The 15,037-nt window shown below is 34.3% G+C and carries 12 protein-coding genes; 8 read left to right on the top strand and 4 right to left on the bottom strand.

Translation table 11 applies throughout. The annotated features are described in order from the left end of the window. The first annotated feature begins 100 nt into the window (after positions 1–100). The 3 genes from VB264_RS07260 (at position 101) to VB264_RS07250 (ending at position 1,278) form a co-directional block, all read left to right on the top strand. On the top strand, positions 101–532 hold the full coding sequence (locus tag VB264_RS07260) for an FKBP-type peptidyl-prolyl cis-trans isomerase (RefSeq protein WP_323248044.1): 432 nt from the start codon (positions 101–103) through the stop codon (positions 530–532). 111 nt (positions 533–643) lie between these two features. Further along, a complete protein-coding gene (locus VB264_RS07255; protein WP_323248042.1) occupies positions 644–910 on the top strand; it encodes a hypothetical protein in 267 nt (88 codons plus the stop codon). Next, positions 901–1,278: a GxxExxY protein gene (locus tag VB264_RS07250; RefSeq protein ID WP_323248041.1), complete on the top strand. Its 378-nt coding sequence runs from the start codon at positions 901–903 to the stop codon at positions 1,276–1,278. The genes VB264_RS07255 and VB264_RS07250 overlap by 10 nt, the downstream gene beginning before the upstream one ends. Positions 1,279–1,695: 417 nt before the next feature. On the opposite strand, the gene VB264_RS07245 is transcribed toward VB264_RS07250, so the two are convergent. Together VB264_RS07245 and VB264_RS07240 are read right to left on the bottom strand one after the other, a co-directional pair. Then, on the bottom strand, positions 1,696–4,197 hold the full coding sequence (locus tag VB264_RS07245) for an FtsK/SpoIIIE family DNA translocase (protein ID WP_323248040.1): 2,502 nt from the start codon (positions 4,195–4,197) through the stop codon (positions 1,696–1,698). Between the two features lie 217 nt (positions 4,198–4,414). Then, positions 4,415–6,643, bottom strand: a complete 2,229-nt coding sequence (locus VB264_RS07240; RefSeq protein ID WP_323248038.1) for an FG-GAP-like repeat-containing protein — start codon at positions 6,641–6,643, stop codon at positions 4,415–4,417. Positions 6,644–6,704: 61 nt separating this feature from the next. On the opposite strand from VB264_RS07240, the gene VB264_RS07235 reads away from it, so the two are divergent. Both VB264_RS07235 and VB264_RS07230 read left to right on the top strand, forming a co-directional pair. Continuing rightward, positions 6,705–8,015 (top strand): UDP-N-acetylmuramoyl-tripeptide--D-alanyl-D-alanine ligase, encoded by a 1,311-nt coding sequence (locus tag VB264_RS07235; protein WP_323248037.1) that lies wholly within the window; start codon positions 6,705–6,707, stop codon positions 8,013–8,015. 146 nt (positions 8,016–8,161) lie between these two features. Then, the gene (locus VB264_RS07230) at positions 8,162–9,121 is read left to right on the top strand and encodes a hypothetical protein (RefSeq protein ID WP_323248036.1); all 960 of its coding nucleotides are present in this window, start codon (positions 8,162–8,164) and stop codon (positions 9,119–9,121) included. 39 nt (positions 9,122–9,160) lie between these two features. Here VB264_RS07230 and VB264_RS07225 read toward each other — a convergent pair whose 3' ends face one another. Further along, positions 9,161–10,000, bottom strand: coding sequence for a hypothetical protein (locus tag VB264_RS07225; protein ID WP_323248035.1), 840 nt, complete (start codon positions 9,998–10,000; stop codon positions 9,161–9,163). 318 nt (positions 10,001–10,318) lie between these two features. Between VB264_RS07225 and ahcY the strand changes: the two genes are divergently transcribed. Beyond that, positions 10,319–11,635, top strand: a complete 1,317-nt coding sequence (gene ahcY / locus VB264_RS07220) for an adenosylhomocysteinase (RefSeq protein ID WP_323248034.1) — start codon at positions 10,319–10,321, stop codon at positions 11,633–11,635. 104 nt (positions 11,636–11,739) lie between these two features. Here ahcY and VB264_RS07215 read toward each other — a convergent pair whose 3' ends face one another. Continuing rightward, entirely contained in the window at positions 11,740–13,122 is a 1,383-nt protein-coding gene (locus VB264_RS07215; RefSeq protein WP_323248033.1) for a GmrSD restriction endonuclease domain-containing protein, read from the bottom strand. A gap of 351 nt (positions 13,123–13,473) precedes the next feature. Between VB264_RS07215 and VB264_RS07210 the strand changes: the two genes are divergently transcribed. Together VB264_RS07210 and VB264_RS07205 are read left to right on the top strand one after the other, a co-directional pair. Continuing rightward, complete coding sequence (locus tag VB264_RS07210) at positions 13,474–13,851, top strand: VOC family protein (RefSeq protein WP_323248031.1); 378 nt, start codon at positions 13,474–13,476, stop codon at positions 13,849–13,851. A gap of 181 nt (positions 13,852–14,032) precedes the next feature. Beyond that, complete coding sequence (locus VB264_RS07205; RefSeq protein WP_323248029.1) at positions 14,033–14,965, top strand: hypothetical protein; 933 nt, start codon at positions 14,033–14,035, stop codon at positions 14,963–14,965. The last annotated feature ends 72 nt before the right edge of the window (positions 14,966–15,037 follow it).

Genomic DNA, 15,037 nt, shown 5'->3' with positions numbered 1-15,037 from the left:
AGGCTTTTTGTCTTGATTATTAGTAATAATTACCAGATGAAAACTAAGTTTTCCATAAAAATTACGACCTTTACCGAAATTTTAAAAAATAATTGATAAAATGGCACAAGCAAAGGCGGGCGATAAAGTAAACGTCCATTACACAGGAAGATTAACGGACGGAACTGTATTTGATAGTTCGGCGGGACGTGAAACTTTAGCGTTTGAATTAGGTACGGGCATGGTTATCCAAGGCTTTGATGAGGGCATCACTGGAATGACTATTGGCGAGAAAAAAACTGTTCATATTCCTGCTGAACAAGCTTATGGACCAGTGAATGCTGACTATTTAGCAGTATTCCCTAAAGCTGAACTTCCTGCTGATATTCCTTATGAAGTAGGTATGCAATTAAATATGCACCAAGATGGATCTGGACAAGTAATGCCAGTAACAGTAGTTGAAGTAACAGATATAAGTATTACTTTAGATGCTAACCATCCTTTAGCTGGGAAAGATTTGATTTTTGATATTGAATTAGTAGCAATTGGTTAATAATCATTGCTTAAATGTGAAAGAGGTCATCTGATAAAGGTGATCTCTTTTATTTTAATCAGCAAGTAGAATATTTTCCCGCAGATTATCGCAGAAAAGGTTCGCTGATTTATGGAGATTTTAATCAGCGAGAGTCAGCGTTTTTTAATCTGTGTAAATCAGCAAGTAGAATATTTTCCCGCAGATTATCGCAGAAAAGATTCGCTGATTTGTGGAGATTTTAATCAGCGAGAATCAGCGTTTTTAATCTCTGTAAATCAGCGGGTAAAAATTCTCGTTAGTTGTGCAAAAACTGTCATTGATTTTATTATTTTTGAGTTGTTTGAAAAATCTATTTCAAATCTGCATCTATTAAATAATAAAACTATATGGAAATAAATGAAATCTCTTATAAAATTAGAGGATGTATTTTTAATGTTTATAATAATCTAGGTCCTGGTTTATTAGAGTCTGCTTATGAAGCTGCTTTGAAATTTGAACTTGAAAAAGCTGGATTAGAGGTGAAATCACAAGTAGCTTTGCCTATGATTTATGAAACTATTAAAGTAGATGTTGGCTATCGATTAGATTTGTTGGTTGAGAATAGAGTAATTATAGAATTAAAATCAATTGAAAATTTATTGGATGTACATCATAAACAAGTAATTACTTACCTCAAATTATCTGGTTTGAAACTCGGGCTTCTAATAAATTTCAATACAGATGATATTTCTAAAAGTATTTTCAGAAAGGTGAATAAGTTTTAAAATCTCTTCAAATATTTTCCCGCAGATTATCACTGAAAAGATTCGAAGATTTACGGAGATTTTAATCAGCGAGCATCAGCATTTTTTAATGCTCTGTTAATCTGCGGGTAAAAAATATTCCCGCAGATTATCGCAGAAAAGATTCGCAAATTTACGGAGATTCTAATCAGCGAGCATCAGCGTTTTTTAATCTCTGTAAATCAGCGGGTAAAAAATATTTCCACAGATTATCGCAGAAAATATTCGCAGATTTACGGAGATTCTACTCAGCGAGCATCAGCGTTTTATAAATCTCTGTTAATCAGCGGGTAAAAAATATTCCCACAGATTATTGCAGAAAAGATTCGCTGATTTATGGGTATTTTTAATCAGCGAGAATCTCCGTTTTTAATCTCTATAAATCAGCGGGTAAAAAAATCACAAACTTTTCAAATGTCTTTCTAACGTTTCTGAGTCTTTTATCAATACTTCTCTCGCTTTAGACCCTTCAAATTGCCCTACAATGCCTGCTGCTTCTAATTGGTCAATTAAACGTCCAGCACGGTTGTATCCTAATTTTAACCTACGCTGAATCAACGATGTTGAGCCTTGCTGATGGGTAACAATTAAGCGAGCTGCTTCATCAAAAAATTGATCACGATTACTTGGGTCAAAATCACTTTTTTCGTTACCACCGCCGTCGCTATCACCTTCAAATTCGGGTAACATGTAGGCAGAATCATAGCCTTGCTGATTGCCGATAAATTCACAGACATCTTCCACTTCTGGCGTATCTACAAAAGCACACTGCAAACGAATAATATCTGAACCCATTGAAAGTAACATATCTCCTTGTCCTACTAATTGTTCGGCTCCACCCGTATCTAAAATCGTTCTAGAGTCAATTTTTGACGTAACTTTAAACGAAAGACGAGCAGGAAAGTTTGCTTTGATAGTACCCGTAATTACGTTTACCGATGGTCGTTGCGTAGCCACTACTAAGTGAATACCAATGGCACGGGCTAATTGGGCTAAACGAGCAATAGGTTGTTCTACATCTTTTCCAGCCGTCATCATTAAGTCGGCTAACTCATCAATAATCAAGACGATATAAGGCATAAAATAATGCCCTTTATCTGGATTGAGCCTTCTGTTGACAAACTTCACGTTGTATTCTTTCAAATTTCTACACCCTGCATCTTTCAAAAGGTTGTAGCGATTATCCATTTCAATACAAAGTGAATTCAGCGTATGAACCACCTTTTTGGTATCTGTAATGATGGCTTCGGCAGCGTTTGGCAACATTGCCAAGAAATGTCTTTCAATCTTATTGAAAAGTGTTAGTTCAACTTTCTTGGGGTCGACCAACACGAATTTTAATTGAGAGGGGTGTTTTTTGTATAGTAAAGAAGTCAAAATCATATTTAAGCCAACCGACTTTCCTTGTCCCGTAGCACCAGCCATCAGTAAGTGAGGCATTTTGGCTAAGTCGGTAATGAAAATATCATTGCTAATCGTTTTCCCTAACACAATAGGTAATTCGGCCGTTGATTTCTGGAATTTTTCAGAGCCAATCACCATTTTTACAGGCACCATCTCACGATTTTTATTAGGTACTTCAATACCAATCGTTCCTTTTCCTGGAATCGGTGCGATAATACGAATTCCTAGTGCTGCCAATGACAAGGCAATATCATCTTCAAGATTTTTGATTTTAGAAATCCTTACTCCAGCATCTGGAATAATCTCATACAACGTAACTGTTGGACCAATAGTAGCTTTGATAGAAGCAATACCAATCCCATAATTAGCCAATGTCTCCACAATTTTATCGGAATTGGCTTTCAATTCTTCTTGAGAAACATTAGGCTTACCCATGTCGTACTCTTTCATTAAATCAAGTGTTGGGTACTTGTAATGAGGCAAGTCTAACATTGGGTCGTATAAACCAAATTTTTTCAATAATTCATCATTCACCGAATCATTTACTTCCAAGACTGGTGCGTCTTCCTCTGTATCTTCAATGACTTCTGGAATGTCCTCAATATTCTCAATGGTCAAAGCCACTGGCCCTTTTACAGCATTTGCTTTTGGAATAGGTGTTTCGATAATAGGAGGAAGGTATGGACGAATATTGGCTTCATCAAAATTGTCTTCACGATTTATGACCAAATCATCTTCAGGTTCCTCGTCAGCTACTATCGTTTCAAAGCTTTCTCTAACTCTTTTGATATTCTTGGCGTCTGCAATATTATCTTTATCCTCTTCTACATTACTCACAACCGTGTCGTGTTCTTCATCAGTTGGTTTTGCTACCAAACTAGTGGTATCTACTTTGTAGTAATACACCACAAAAACAATCAGCACAAAAGTGATTACAAAAAAAGAAGCCCAACCAATAAACCCATACAAGTATTCATTGACAAAATATCCGATACCTCCGCAAAGGCTACTCCATTTTTCTTCTGCTTCTAACATAAAAACAAAAAAACCAAGGAAAGCACTTAGCCAAATCATATAGAATAATGATTGCCAAGTTAATTTCTCTAATGGAAGAATTTCTTTTTTAAAGGCAAGCTTATAGCCAGCAGTCAATAAAATAGGGACAAGCAAAAAGGCAGGCCAGCCGAAAAGTCTAAAAATTAAGAGGTATGCAAGCTTTGCACCATACAAGCCAAATGGATTTTTAGGTTGTTTTTTTAACGGCTCAATCGATGATTGAAGTGGGTCTTCCACTTCACTTTGGTCAGCATCTCCTGTGAAAAGATGTGATGAAAACGAAAAAAACATAAATACTCCTAAGAGTATAAACAGGATACCCAAAACGAAATGTAGTTGTTCGCTTTGGATTATTTTTTTTATATTAAAGTCAAACGAAATTTGCGGGGAAGGGTTTCGTTCTTTGGTTCTTTCTGTATTTTTTGGAATATTTCTTGCCATATTAAAATTGGTTCTCGGCGAGTTACAAATGGTTAAGTATTTGAGGATGGATAGTTTCGCTATTGAAGCTCAAATTTTCATAGCCATTAGCCTTATGCCAAGTAACTGTATTATTCCAAAGTTCGCAATTTTGAGGTATTTTTTGCGAAAAAAATTAAAAATGTTATTTAAAATCCTGATTAACGCTTTTTAGCCTCGTAACTCTTGGCTGATTTTATTACTTACTAAGTAATACTTTTTCGGTAACCATGCCTTTTCCTTCAGCAATTATTCTGATAAAATAAGTACCATTGCTATAATTACTTAAATCGAAAAACACATCTTCGTTCAAACTTGTACTATTTTTCCGAGAGAGTGTTTTGCCTGTAAAGTCGATGAGCTGATATTCTGCTAAATAATTATTTTTGATATAAACAAAATGATTGGTTGGGTTGGGATAAATAACCGCTGTTTTACTTTCTTCGTTGCCAGTAACCGTAAATTTAGTGGTGCCTTTCAAAAATTTTAAACCACCTGCATTGGTACCAACAATAAAGTCGGGAATAACGTCTCCGTCTAAATCACCCACTGTAATCGAAAGCATACCTCCTAATTTTAAATGGGCATACTTGCCTGTAAATTCATCTAACACACCTGAAGAATCCTCCTTAAAAAGGTCTTGGCTTTGTCCAATAATATTTTTGAAAACCTTGAAGGTTCCATCTCTATTGCCAGTAATAAGTTCAGCTTTGCCATCACCATTCAAATCTGCTACTGTCAGCGATACGTTTCCAGAAAGATAATCTGACGTAAGTCCACCGAGTTCTTCTTTTGTCAAAGTATAAATTGGACTTGTACTACTTCCTGTATTTTTATGAAATTCAATTCTACCGCTACCTTTTCCGATTAATAAATCTTTTTTGCCGTCGTTGTCTAAATCAAAAAATAAGGGCGAATCGCCATTGGATAAATTATTGATTTTAGGAAGCGAAACTATTTCAGACAGTTTTAATGAAAAAGCTTGGTTTCTTGCTGCCTTGTTTGGAATATACTGGATAGTCATTCCATTAAAAGTATTGGCCGTAAACCCAAAGTCATCCGTACCATCGCCATTCATATCAGTAACAAATGGTTTGATTTCAAATAATTGTTGCGATTTTGATAAATCCAAAAAGTCAGTTGTTTTCAGTTCAAAAGTATTGTTTCCTTTGTTCTCATAAAGGGTAATATTGGCTCTGTAGCCATTATCGCCACGATTCCCTGCATTGCCCACCAATAAATCTTTATCGCCGTCACCATCAATGTCAGCCAGAACTGGACTAGCATTTTCTCCTACATCTACCATGGTATTTTGCAAGAAATTAGCTTGTTGGAAAGTAAGGTTTAGGTTATTGTTTTGCCCATTATTTTTGTAAAACCATGCAGCATTTTGATAATCTACCGTTTGTAGCGCATTATCATAACCATTCGGAGCGGCAATAATGTCTTTGATACCATCAAAATCTACATCTTCATAAAATATAGCAGGGAAGATAGAGAAGTCAATAGGTTTTGGGTTAGGGAAAAAGTAATCGGCTTTCGTAAAGATGGTTTGATTGCTACTACCATTATTACTCAAAGCAGCTACTCTGTTGGCTGAAATGTGTCCATAAAGGGCATCTTTTAAGCCATCTCCATCTAAGTCCAATACCAATAAAGCATTTCCTGAATGTTCAACCTTTTGACCATTCGCGCCATTGTTTGTACTACCACCCACAGGAACATTCGCCCCACAGTCTTGATTGAAGCGTGCATCATCAAAATGCTCTTTGAAGAAATTTCCCCAACAATCGCCTATTCTTTTGAATTCTAAATGATTATTATCTTTGTAGTTTTCCTGACTGAAATTTTTGTGGAAGAGGAGGAAATTCCCCGAAGAATCAAAGGCTACGATGTCATAGTCGCCGTCGTTATCAATATCAACAATTGCTGGAATATCTGTTGAAGCCGTGTATAAATTTATTTTACCCGAATAACCAGTGCTATACAATGGGTCGGTGATGAGCTCCCACGCTATCTTATCGGTAGAGACATTTCTGTAAACTTTAATTCCTGCGGGTGTATAAGTAAAAATATCTTTTTTGCCGTCAGAATCATAATCTACCAATAATATCCAATGCTGAATAGCTGGGAAAGCCGTTTCGTATTCAGGAGCATATTGCCAATAATATTTACCTGTGTTGTCTTTTTTAGCAAGAAAAGTGCTGAGTTTAGAGGAGGTTCTGTCAAAAATAACTAAGTCTTCAACACCATCATTATCTAAATTGCATGTTGAAAATTGCGGAGCATTTAATCCTCCTGCGAAGGTATTAGGTAAACTTTGTCCATTTTGGACTATTTTAAAACTATTATTGTATTGAAAGGTAAAATTTTGAGCAAAGCTTTTACCAAGATTTGACAGGAATAAAAGTAAAATTAATTTTTTCATGTAATATTTGTCGAAAAATCATGAATCTCGAATTTGAGACACATACATAACGAATAAAATAATGATTTCGCTTACTGAATTATATCAAAAGTATAAAGAATGTTCTAGTGTATCTACAGATACACGTAAAATTGGCGAAGGCTCAATGTTTTTTGCTTTGAAAGGCCCAAATTTCAATGCCAATGCTTTTGCAGAACAAGCATTGGCCAAAGGAGCAAAATATGCAGTAGTGGATGATGCCCTTTATGTAAAAAACGAGCAATATCTTTTAGTAGAAGATGGATTGAAAGCATTACAACAATTGGCTAATTTTCATCGCAAACAGCTAAATATTCCCTTTATTGGATTGACGGGCTCAAACGGGAAAACGACAACTAAAGAGTTAATAAATTGCGTTTTATCAAAAAAATATTGTACTTACGCCACATTAGGGAATTTGAATAATCACATTGGCGTTCCTTTAACCATTTTGGCAATCGACGAAACGATTGAAATTGCCATTATTGAAATGGGTGCCAATAAACAAGGAGATATAAAGGAATTAGTAGGAATTGCAGAACCCACTCATGGCTTTATTACAAACATCGGCAAAGCACATTTAGAGGGCTTTGGAGGGATTGAAGGCGTGAAGAAGGGCAAAGGTGAATTGTATGATTGGCTGAGTGCTAATAATGGAACGGTTTTCGTAAATGTGGCGTCTGAACCTACCTACGATATGATTCAGCGCTATAATTTTAAAGAAACAATCGTTTATACTTCTAATAAAAACCCAACTTTTGAAAATGTCGTAAATATTCTTGAAGAAAGTCCTTTTGTAGTTTTTGAAGATTTATCAGGAAATATCTATAGGTCACACTTAACAGGTATTTATAATTTCCAAAATATTTGTGCAGCCATTAGAATCGGACAGTTTTTCAATATTGAAACTTCAATCGCCTGCCAAGCCGTTGCTGATTATGTTCCTAATAATAATCGCTCGCAATTTATTCAAAAAGGTACTAACATGGTTTTGATGGATGCTTACAATGCTAATCCTTCGTCAATGTCGGCAGCTATTACTTATTTTAATGACCTGAAAGTAGGGAAAAAGATGGTGATTTTGGGCGATATGTTCGAGCTTGGTGAAGAAGCAATTGCTGAACATGAAGCCATAGGCAAATTATTATTAGCTTGTAACTTCGATTATATCCTTTTGGCAGGGCACTTAATGGAAAATGCAGTAAGAGTATTACCGATTATGAAAGTACATTATTTCCCAGATAAATTTGGCTTACACAATTGGTTACAGGATTATCCCGTCAGTGATACTCATATCCTCGTAAAAGGTTCAAGAGGAATGGGCTTAGAAAGCGTCTTGCAATTTCTAGGATAATCATTGGTTTTTAAACAGCTTCATAGTATTCGTCTTTATTTAATCACCGATTATATTGGTAATGAAATATTTAGTGAAAATGTTGTATTATCTTTGACGGATTTTTGAAAACCAAAACATTCTTTTAAAAATTTATCGATTTCATCATGAATAACTTATCAAGCGAAGAATTAACCCCAAAGCCCAATACAAATAATATTTTAAGGGCTGTATTAGTATTGGTAGTTTTGATTGCGGGTTGCTTGGCATACATGCTTTTTGAGTCTAAGGAAACATCGGCTAACCAACAAGAGGTAATCAATACTAAAGTAATGGAACTGGCTGAAACTCGTGTAAAGCTAGATTCAATTACGACGCAATTGGAAGCTCAAATTGAAGAAGTTGAAAAACTAGGAGGGGATGTTTCAGAGTTACAGAAAGCTAAAGTCGCTTTAGAAAAAGATAAAAGTGAGTTAACGAAACGTTATGCAACTTTAGAGAACATCAAAGAAAATTATGCGGATAAGATAAAAAATTATGAGTCGATACTTATTGCTAAAGAAGCAGAACTAGTTCAGTTAAGAGACGAAAATTCAAGTCTGACTAACGAAAATTCTACCCTTAAAAACGAAAAAAATGGCTTGACGAGGAGCGTTGAGGAAGCGAGGGCTCAAAACAAAGAAGTATCTTCTATTAATAAGATTCTTACCGAAAAGGTTACTCGTGCAGCCGCACTTAGGGCAGAGTCTATCAAAATTATTGGTATAACTGAAAAAGGTAAGGAGTTTGAAGATGACAAATACAAGTCTAAAAAATTGGGTAAAATAAAAATTGCTGTTCAATTGAATAGAAATGACCTTACTGAAAAAGGTAAAAAAACTGTTTTAATCAGGATTCTTGACCCTGATGGATATACGCTTTTTGATGCAGATTTAGGCTCTGGCAATTTTGAATACAATGGACAAGATTTGGCTTTTACTATCAGAAGAGATATGACATTTGACAATGAAAATCTACATGCTGATTTTTACTTTGACCGTGGCGCACCTTATCGCCCAGGAAAATATACCGTTGAAGTCTTTACAGAAGGCTTTAAAATCGGAACAGGAGGTTTTGAAGTAAAATAGTAATAGAGAGGCTGGAAGAATTTCCAGCCTCTTTGTTCTTTAGAGGTCAACAGATAAGTTGTATGCTTTCTTTTTATCTTTCCAGTATAACGTCATCTGGTTATTTTTGAATGAAACTACTTTGAATAAATCATTTTTGATTCCCTTTGCTTTGCCTCTTATATATACAAAACCATTTTCCTGATAAAAATCTTCAACAGTAAAACTTTCAGGTAAAGATGGATTCCCTTCTACATCTGTACTATTTCTTCCTGCAAAGAAATTAGCGTTTACTATAAAGGTTTTCTTATTATTGAGAGCTGTAGTTACCTCTTCAACCTTCGGAATATTATTACTATAAACAATACCTGTAAGGGTAGTTTGAGTAGCTCTTCCTGCCTGATACTCGGTACCAAACTGGTTCCCTACAGTATTTTGGTCTAGCATATAAATTACATTTCCCCCCAATAATGCCGCTTGAATTTTTAGCTTTCTAAAGGCTCTTTCTTTTACAGTTGTAATATTCGAAAGCGTGGTGGTTCCTACAGCTTTTGCATATACTTCATCCAATTTATAAAGCCCTTTAACTTCTGATTCTAGGTGTGTTAAACTAACCTTATCAAAATCGTGTGCATAATTTACTTCATTGAGTGCTAATGACTCTTTAAAAAGCTGTACCCTGCCTGAATTAAATCTGATTTTTTGGACATTGTTTTTGTAGATAGCATTCACTAAAGTTTCGGAAGGAAAGGAATATTTGATATAATCAGGGGCGATTTCCTTTACTTCTGCAAGGATTAATCCTTCACTAGTGAAGATAGAGTCTACGGGAATTTGTTGTGCTAATGATGCATTGCTAATACAAGCAATGGCTAAAAGGTTTAAGATTTTTTTAAACATAGCTTTATTTTAATGATTCATATACAAGACAAACTAAAAACTTTTTCCCCTATTATTTATTGTATAAAAACTTTTTAATCAAGTATTTTACGCATTCTTCAAAATACGTAATCAACTATTCCTGTTGGATTATGTAGATAATATTTCTTCATATTTAATTTAAAAAGATATATTATCTAATTTTGTCGAATAAGCAGATAAATCAAAAAAGTTCTTCTGAATCATTTTTAGAATCAAGCATAAAGATGTTAATTTTGTGTTATTCTAAGAAAAAGACTCGTAAAGAGCAAAAAACGAAATTTAAAACATAAGAAATAAATGTCAACTGGAACACAACAGTACGTACCATACAAAGTAAAAGACATTGCTTTGGCAGAATGGGGTCGTAAAGAAATACGTTTGGCCGAAGCAGAAATGCCAGGTTTGATGGCACTTCGTGCAGAATACGGTGAAGCTCAACCTTTGAAAGGTGCTAGAATTGCAGGCTGTCTTCACATGACTATCCAAACGGCTGTATTAATTGAAACACTTACTGCGTTGGGTGCTGATGTTACTTGGTCATCTTGTAATATTTTCTCTACACAAGACCACGCTGCTGCCGCTATTGCTGCTGCTGGAATCCCAGTTTATGCTTGGAAAGGCATGAACGAAGAGGAATTCAACTGGTGTATTGAGCAAACACTTTTCTTCGGAGAAGACCGTCAGCCTTTGAACATGATTTTAGATGATGGTGGTGATTTAACAAACATGGTATTTGATGAATATCCTGAATTGATTGACGGTATCAAAGGTTTGTCGGAAGAAACTACTACAGGTGTTCACCGTTTGTACGAGCGTTTGAAAAATGGTACTTTATATTTACCAGCTATCAACGTAAACGACTCTGTTACTAAGTCTAAATTTGATAACAAATACGGTTGTAAAGAATCATTAGTAGATGCTATCCGTCGTGCTACTGACTTAATGTTGGCTGGTAAAGTAGCGGTTGTAGCAGGTTATGGTGATGTAGGAAAAGGTTCTGCTGAATCTTTACGTGGTGCAGGTTGTCGTGTATTAGTGACTGAAATTGACCCAATCTGTGCTTTACAAGCGGCAATGGATGGTTTTGAAGTAATACCAATGGACGAAGCTGCTACGCGTGCTAACATCTTTGTAACAGCTACTGGTAACTTACGTATCATTCGTGAGCGTCACTTTAAAGCGATGAAAGATAAAGCTATCGTTTGTAACATCGGTCACTTCGATAACGAAATCGATATGGCTTGGTTGAACGGAGCTTATGGAGATACTAAAGAGCAAATTAAACCACAAGTAGACTTATACAACATCGACGGTAAAGACGTAATCGTTTTGGCTGAAGGTCGTTTAGTAAACTTAGGTTGTGCCATGGGACACCCATCATTTGTAATGTCTAACTCTTTCTGTAACCAAACATTGGCACAGTTAGAATTATGGACAAACACAGATAAATACGAGAAGAAATTATATATCCTTCCTAAACATTTGGATGAAAAAGTAGCTCGCCTACACTTATCACACATCGGTGTAAGACTAGAAACTTTGGAAGCTGAACAAGCAGAATATATCGGCGTAACTGTTGATGGACCATACAAAGCGGAACATTATCGTTATTAAGATTTTGGTTTTGTTTTAATATTAAAGCCTCCTCATCAGATTTTTTGGTGGGGAGGCTTTCTGTTTAAGGGTTTTGAGTTTTTGTCAAGTAAGGTAATGTTTGTTTACATTTTGTTATTTTTAGCTCTGTTAAAATATCTCAAAACTAATTGTGCATTTTCAATTTCTGTTTTTCCTCCTTTTGAAAATGGAATAATGTGGTCTACTTCAGAATCTTCAATTGACAAAATACTTTGACCTGATATTGCACAGATTGGGTTTTTATCAAATAACTCTTTTTTAACTTGAAAAGAAAAAGTTCTTTGTTGATAACCATTATTCCCCATAATCTCATCAAGTTTATTTGACCAAATTTTAAATCTTTTTTTCAAAACTTCTCTATTTGAAGTTTGAATTAATATTGAATCTATAAATTCTTTATCTGAGGTCATTAGTTCGAGCATTGCCTCTCTAATAAAATTAGCATTTCTTAATATTTCATTTTTTGAATAGTTTGCAAAACAGCACATTTGAATGTCAAATAATGCCATATTAATCCTTGTTGTTGCCCAGTTCCCGTTTAATTTTTCATTTTCTACTAGAATATATCTACGAAATGCTGTTTCACCAAAAACTACTTTGACTAAATCAACACAATGATAGAATCTTTCTTCATATTCTTTTACTTTTTCAGATGAAAGAAATCTATTGTCTCTCAATTCCTTATTACAGAATTGTTTTATACTTGGTTTGTAGTTCAAATAAGTTTTTTCAGTTAAAGCGAAAAACCTTAAAATCATACCCCTATAAATCATTCTTTTTCTGTAATTATCTTTTTGAACAAGTTTATGGAAAGTATCATTATTTTCAAGCTTAGCTAATAAATTTATGTAATTTCCTCTATATACTGAATTTCTAATTTCATCTTCATTCAATGCTGTTGAACCTGTGTTTAATCTTTCGAAAATCTCAAATTTTACATCTTCATTAGATTCTTTTTTGATAACTATAGTATGTAAAGTTGTTTTTCTGATTTTATTTTGGAACTCTATATCAAGCTCTGTAAAACTTTTTTTATTAAGTTCTTTGAAAACGGAAAGACCTGTTAATTTAAATGTATGTCCATTTGGATATTTACCTGAAAGAAAACTCAAAAATGAAGTTAATCTTTGTTGTCCATCAATTACACTATATTTCCCATCTTTTCCTTCTGATAAATAAATTACAGGAATTGGAACATCCATTATTATAGATTCAATTAATTTACTTGCAATTTTTGGTGTTGTAACATATTTTCGTTGATATTCTGGTTGTAGTTCCAAATCTCCATCTTGTGACATTGACAAAAACTCTCTAATTGAAAAATCTTTAGGTTGCCAAATAATTTTGCGGTTTTCTGTTTCATCAATTATAAGCTCAAGTTCTTCATTTTCAGGTAAGCATTCGATGTCGATTAGTTCATTTTTTAATTCTAATTCAGATGTATCATTCAAGTTTTCTTGTGTCATTTGTTATTTTGATTTTATAGAGTAATATTTCAATCCATTCATAAATATAATTAAATATAAGTTTTTGGGACACTAAAAAATAATATAAATCTACTAATAATATATTTGATTAATAGCAGGCTTGTATTTTCTCCCTTGTTAGTGTTAGTTCTCCAACAAAACGTGCATGAGCAAATCATCAATTATATATTTTACCATATTTCGCAGGTCATCTAGAAAGAGAGTAAGAATATTAATATTCTTTTTTCCCCTCGGATTGTAAATCCTTTTATCTTTACTTCGACTTGGCATTCAGGAATGTCTGTTAGAATATCACAAAGAGCAAGCTTTCAACAAGATAATAAATATAAAATGAAAAAAGTAACAGGCATTGGGGGCATTTTTTTCAAATGCAAAGACCCTAACCAAATGAGGGAGTGGTATAAAACACACCTTGGGTTAAATACGAATGAGTATGGGGCAACTTTTGAGTGGAAAGATGAAGCAGACTCCACTAAAAATGGTTCTACACAATGGAGTCCTTTTGCCGAAACAACAAAATATTTTGAGCCTTCTACCAAAGACTTTATGATTAATTATAGAGTCGCTGATTTGGAGGCATTGGTAGAAGAATTAAAAAAAGAAGGAGTAACAATTCTTGACAACATAGAAACGTATGATTATGGCAAGTTTGTTCATATCCTTGACATGGAAGGAAACAAAATAGAACTGTGGGAGCCTGTTGACTAGAATTAGTACTATAGACAAAATATGCCCTTATTGGTGTTTGATATACTCACTTGTTCAATCAGTAGCAGTTCCAGACAGACGGAATGCTATTTCCCAACCTGCACAAAGCCCTGCTCGTTGGTGGGTACTCAATAAAAAACTCCGATACTCGACAATTTCAACTTTAACAATCAAAATAACAATGGAAGACGAAGACTATCCACTCTATGAACAAATTGCACTTATCTATTACTATGAGCATAAATACCCTGCTTCGATACACTTCTTTTTATTGTGCGTTCTGACTCAAAATGAAAACTCTATGGCGTGGTACGGTTTAGGAGACTCCACTTGTGCTTTGGGAATTGAAGAAAAATCAGATGAAATTTATGACTTAGGAATATCTTTTCTTAGAAAAAGTGTATCACTTGACAGGACAAATCAATATTCTTTATCAATGCTTGCAGTGATGTTTCAAGCACCTCATATTGGAAAAGAAAGAATTGAAAAAATTGCAACATTTGATGTTTCTGATTTGACAGAAATTAAAGAAAAGTATATGCTAAATCAAGAAGTTTTAAATTTAGCTTTCAAAAAATGTTCGAATGAAAATAGAATTAGGTTGGCTATTTTACTCTGCGACTTGGGAGACTTTTTTAGTTTTGAACTACTAAACGAAGTTGTCATTAATGATACAGAGGAACACGTCAGATTAGCGATTATGAAAAGGCTAGGAACTTACTCTGCAAGAACTCAATTAAAACAGACATTTGAATTTCTTGCCACAGAAGATAAATGGAAATCCTATGAGCCTTACTTCTCCAAGACCCTAAGTGAAATTGGTTCTATTTTGACTCAGTTGAATGCTCCTGATCGACCTAATTGGACTAAAAAAGTGTTCAATACTATTCATGGTGTAGTAAATGTAGAAGACGAAGAAATCGTAAATTACACTAATACAGAGAATGAAAATGCTATACCAGAAGTCAATAAACAAAAAAAAGAAGAAGTGTTCTTCAATCCAGCGGACATTGAAAATGAAATAGAAGCTATCTATGCCGAAATTTCAAGTAAACCAATTATAGAAAATGAAGTTCAAATTCAAAAAGAAAACCCTTGGTGGAAATTTTGGTAGTACAATTCGCCCTTGATTTCTTTCCCAAAATTGATAATGCCCATCCTTTATGTTTACTTCAAAATGAGGTAA

This window comes from Arcicella aquatica (assembly GCF_034928825.1).
Classification (GTDB): Bacteria; Bacteroidota; Bacteroidia; order Cytophagales; family Spirosomataceae; genus Arcicella; species Arcicella aquatica.
Note: the sequence above shows the minus strand (reverse complement) of the source record. Positions and strands in the feature narration are given on the sequence as shown.

What these genes read in the sequence shown, in the direction of transcription:
- VB264_RS07260 (WP_323248044.1), top strand. Translation starts at nt 101, where the DNA reads ATGGCACAAGCAAAGGCGGGCGATAAAGTAAACGTCCATTACACAGGA.
- VB264_RS07255 (WP_323248042.1), top strand. Translation starts at nt 644, where the DNA reads ATGGAGATTTTAATCAGCGAGAGTCAGCGTTTTTTAATCTGTGTAAAT.
- VB264_RS07250 (WP_323248041.1), top strand. Translation starts at nt 901, where the DNA reads ATGGAAATAAATGAAATCTCTTATAAAATTAGAGGATGTATTTTTAAT.
- VB264_RS07245 (WP_323248040.1), bottom strand. Translation starts at nt 4,197, where the DNA reads ATGGCAAGAAATATTCCAAAAAATACAGAAAGAACCAAAGAACGAAAC.
- VB264_RS07240 (WP_323248038.1), bottom strand. Translation starts at nt 6,643, where the DNA reads ATGAAAAAATTAATTTTACTTTTATTCCTGTCAAATCTTGGTAAAAGC.
- VB264_RS07235 (WP_323248037.1), top strand. Translation starts at nt 6,705, where the DNA reads ATGATTTCGCTTACTGAATTATATCAAAAGTATAAAGAATGTTCTAGT.
- VB264_RS07230 (WP_323248036.1), top strand. Translation starts at nt 8,162, where the DNA reads ATGAATAACTTATCAAGCGAAGAATTAACCCCAAAGCCCAATACAAAT.
- VB264_RS07225 (WP_323248035.1), bottom strand. Translation starts at nt 10,000, where the DNA reads ATGTTTAAAAAAATCTTAAACCTTTTAGCCATTGCTTGTATTAGCAAT.
- ahcY (WP_323248034.1), top strand. Translation starts at nt 10,319, where the DNA reads ATGTCAACTGGAACACAACAGTACGTACCATACAAAGTAAAAGACATT.
- VB264_RS07215 (WP_323248033.1), bottom strand. Translation starts at nt 13,122, where the DNA reads ATGACACAAGAAAACTTGAATGATACATCTGAATTAGAATTAAAAAAT.
- VB264_RS07210 (WP_323248031.1), top strand. Translation starts at nt 13,474, where the DNA reads ATGAAAAAAGTAACAGGCATTGGGGGCATTTTTTTCAAATGCAAAGAC.
- VB264_RS07205 (WP_323248029.1), top strand. Translation starts at nt 14,033, where the DNA reads ATGGAAGACGAAGACTATCCACTCTATGAACAAATTGCACTTATCTAT.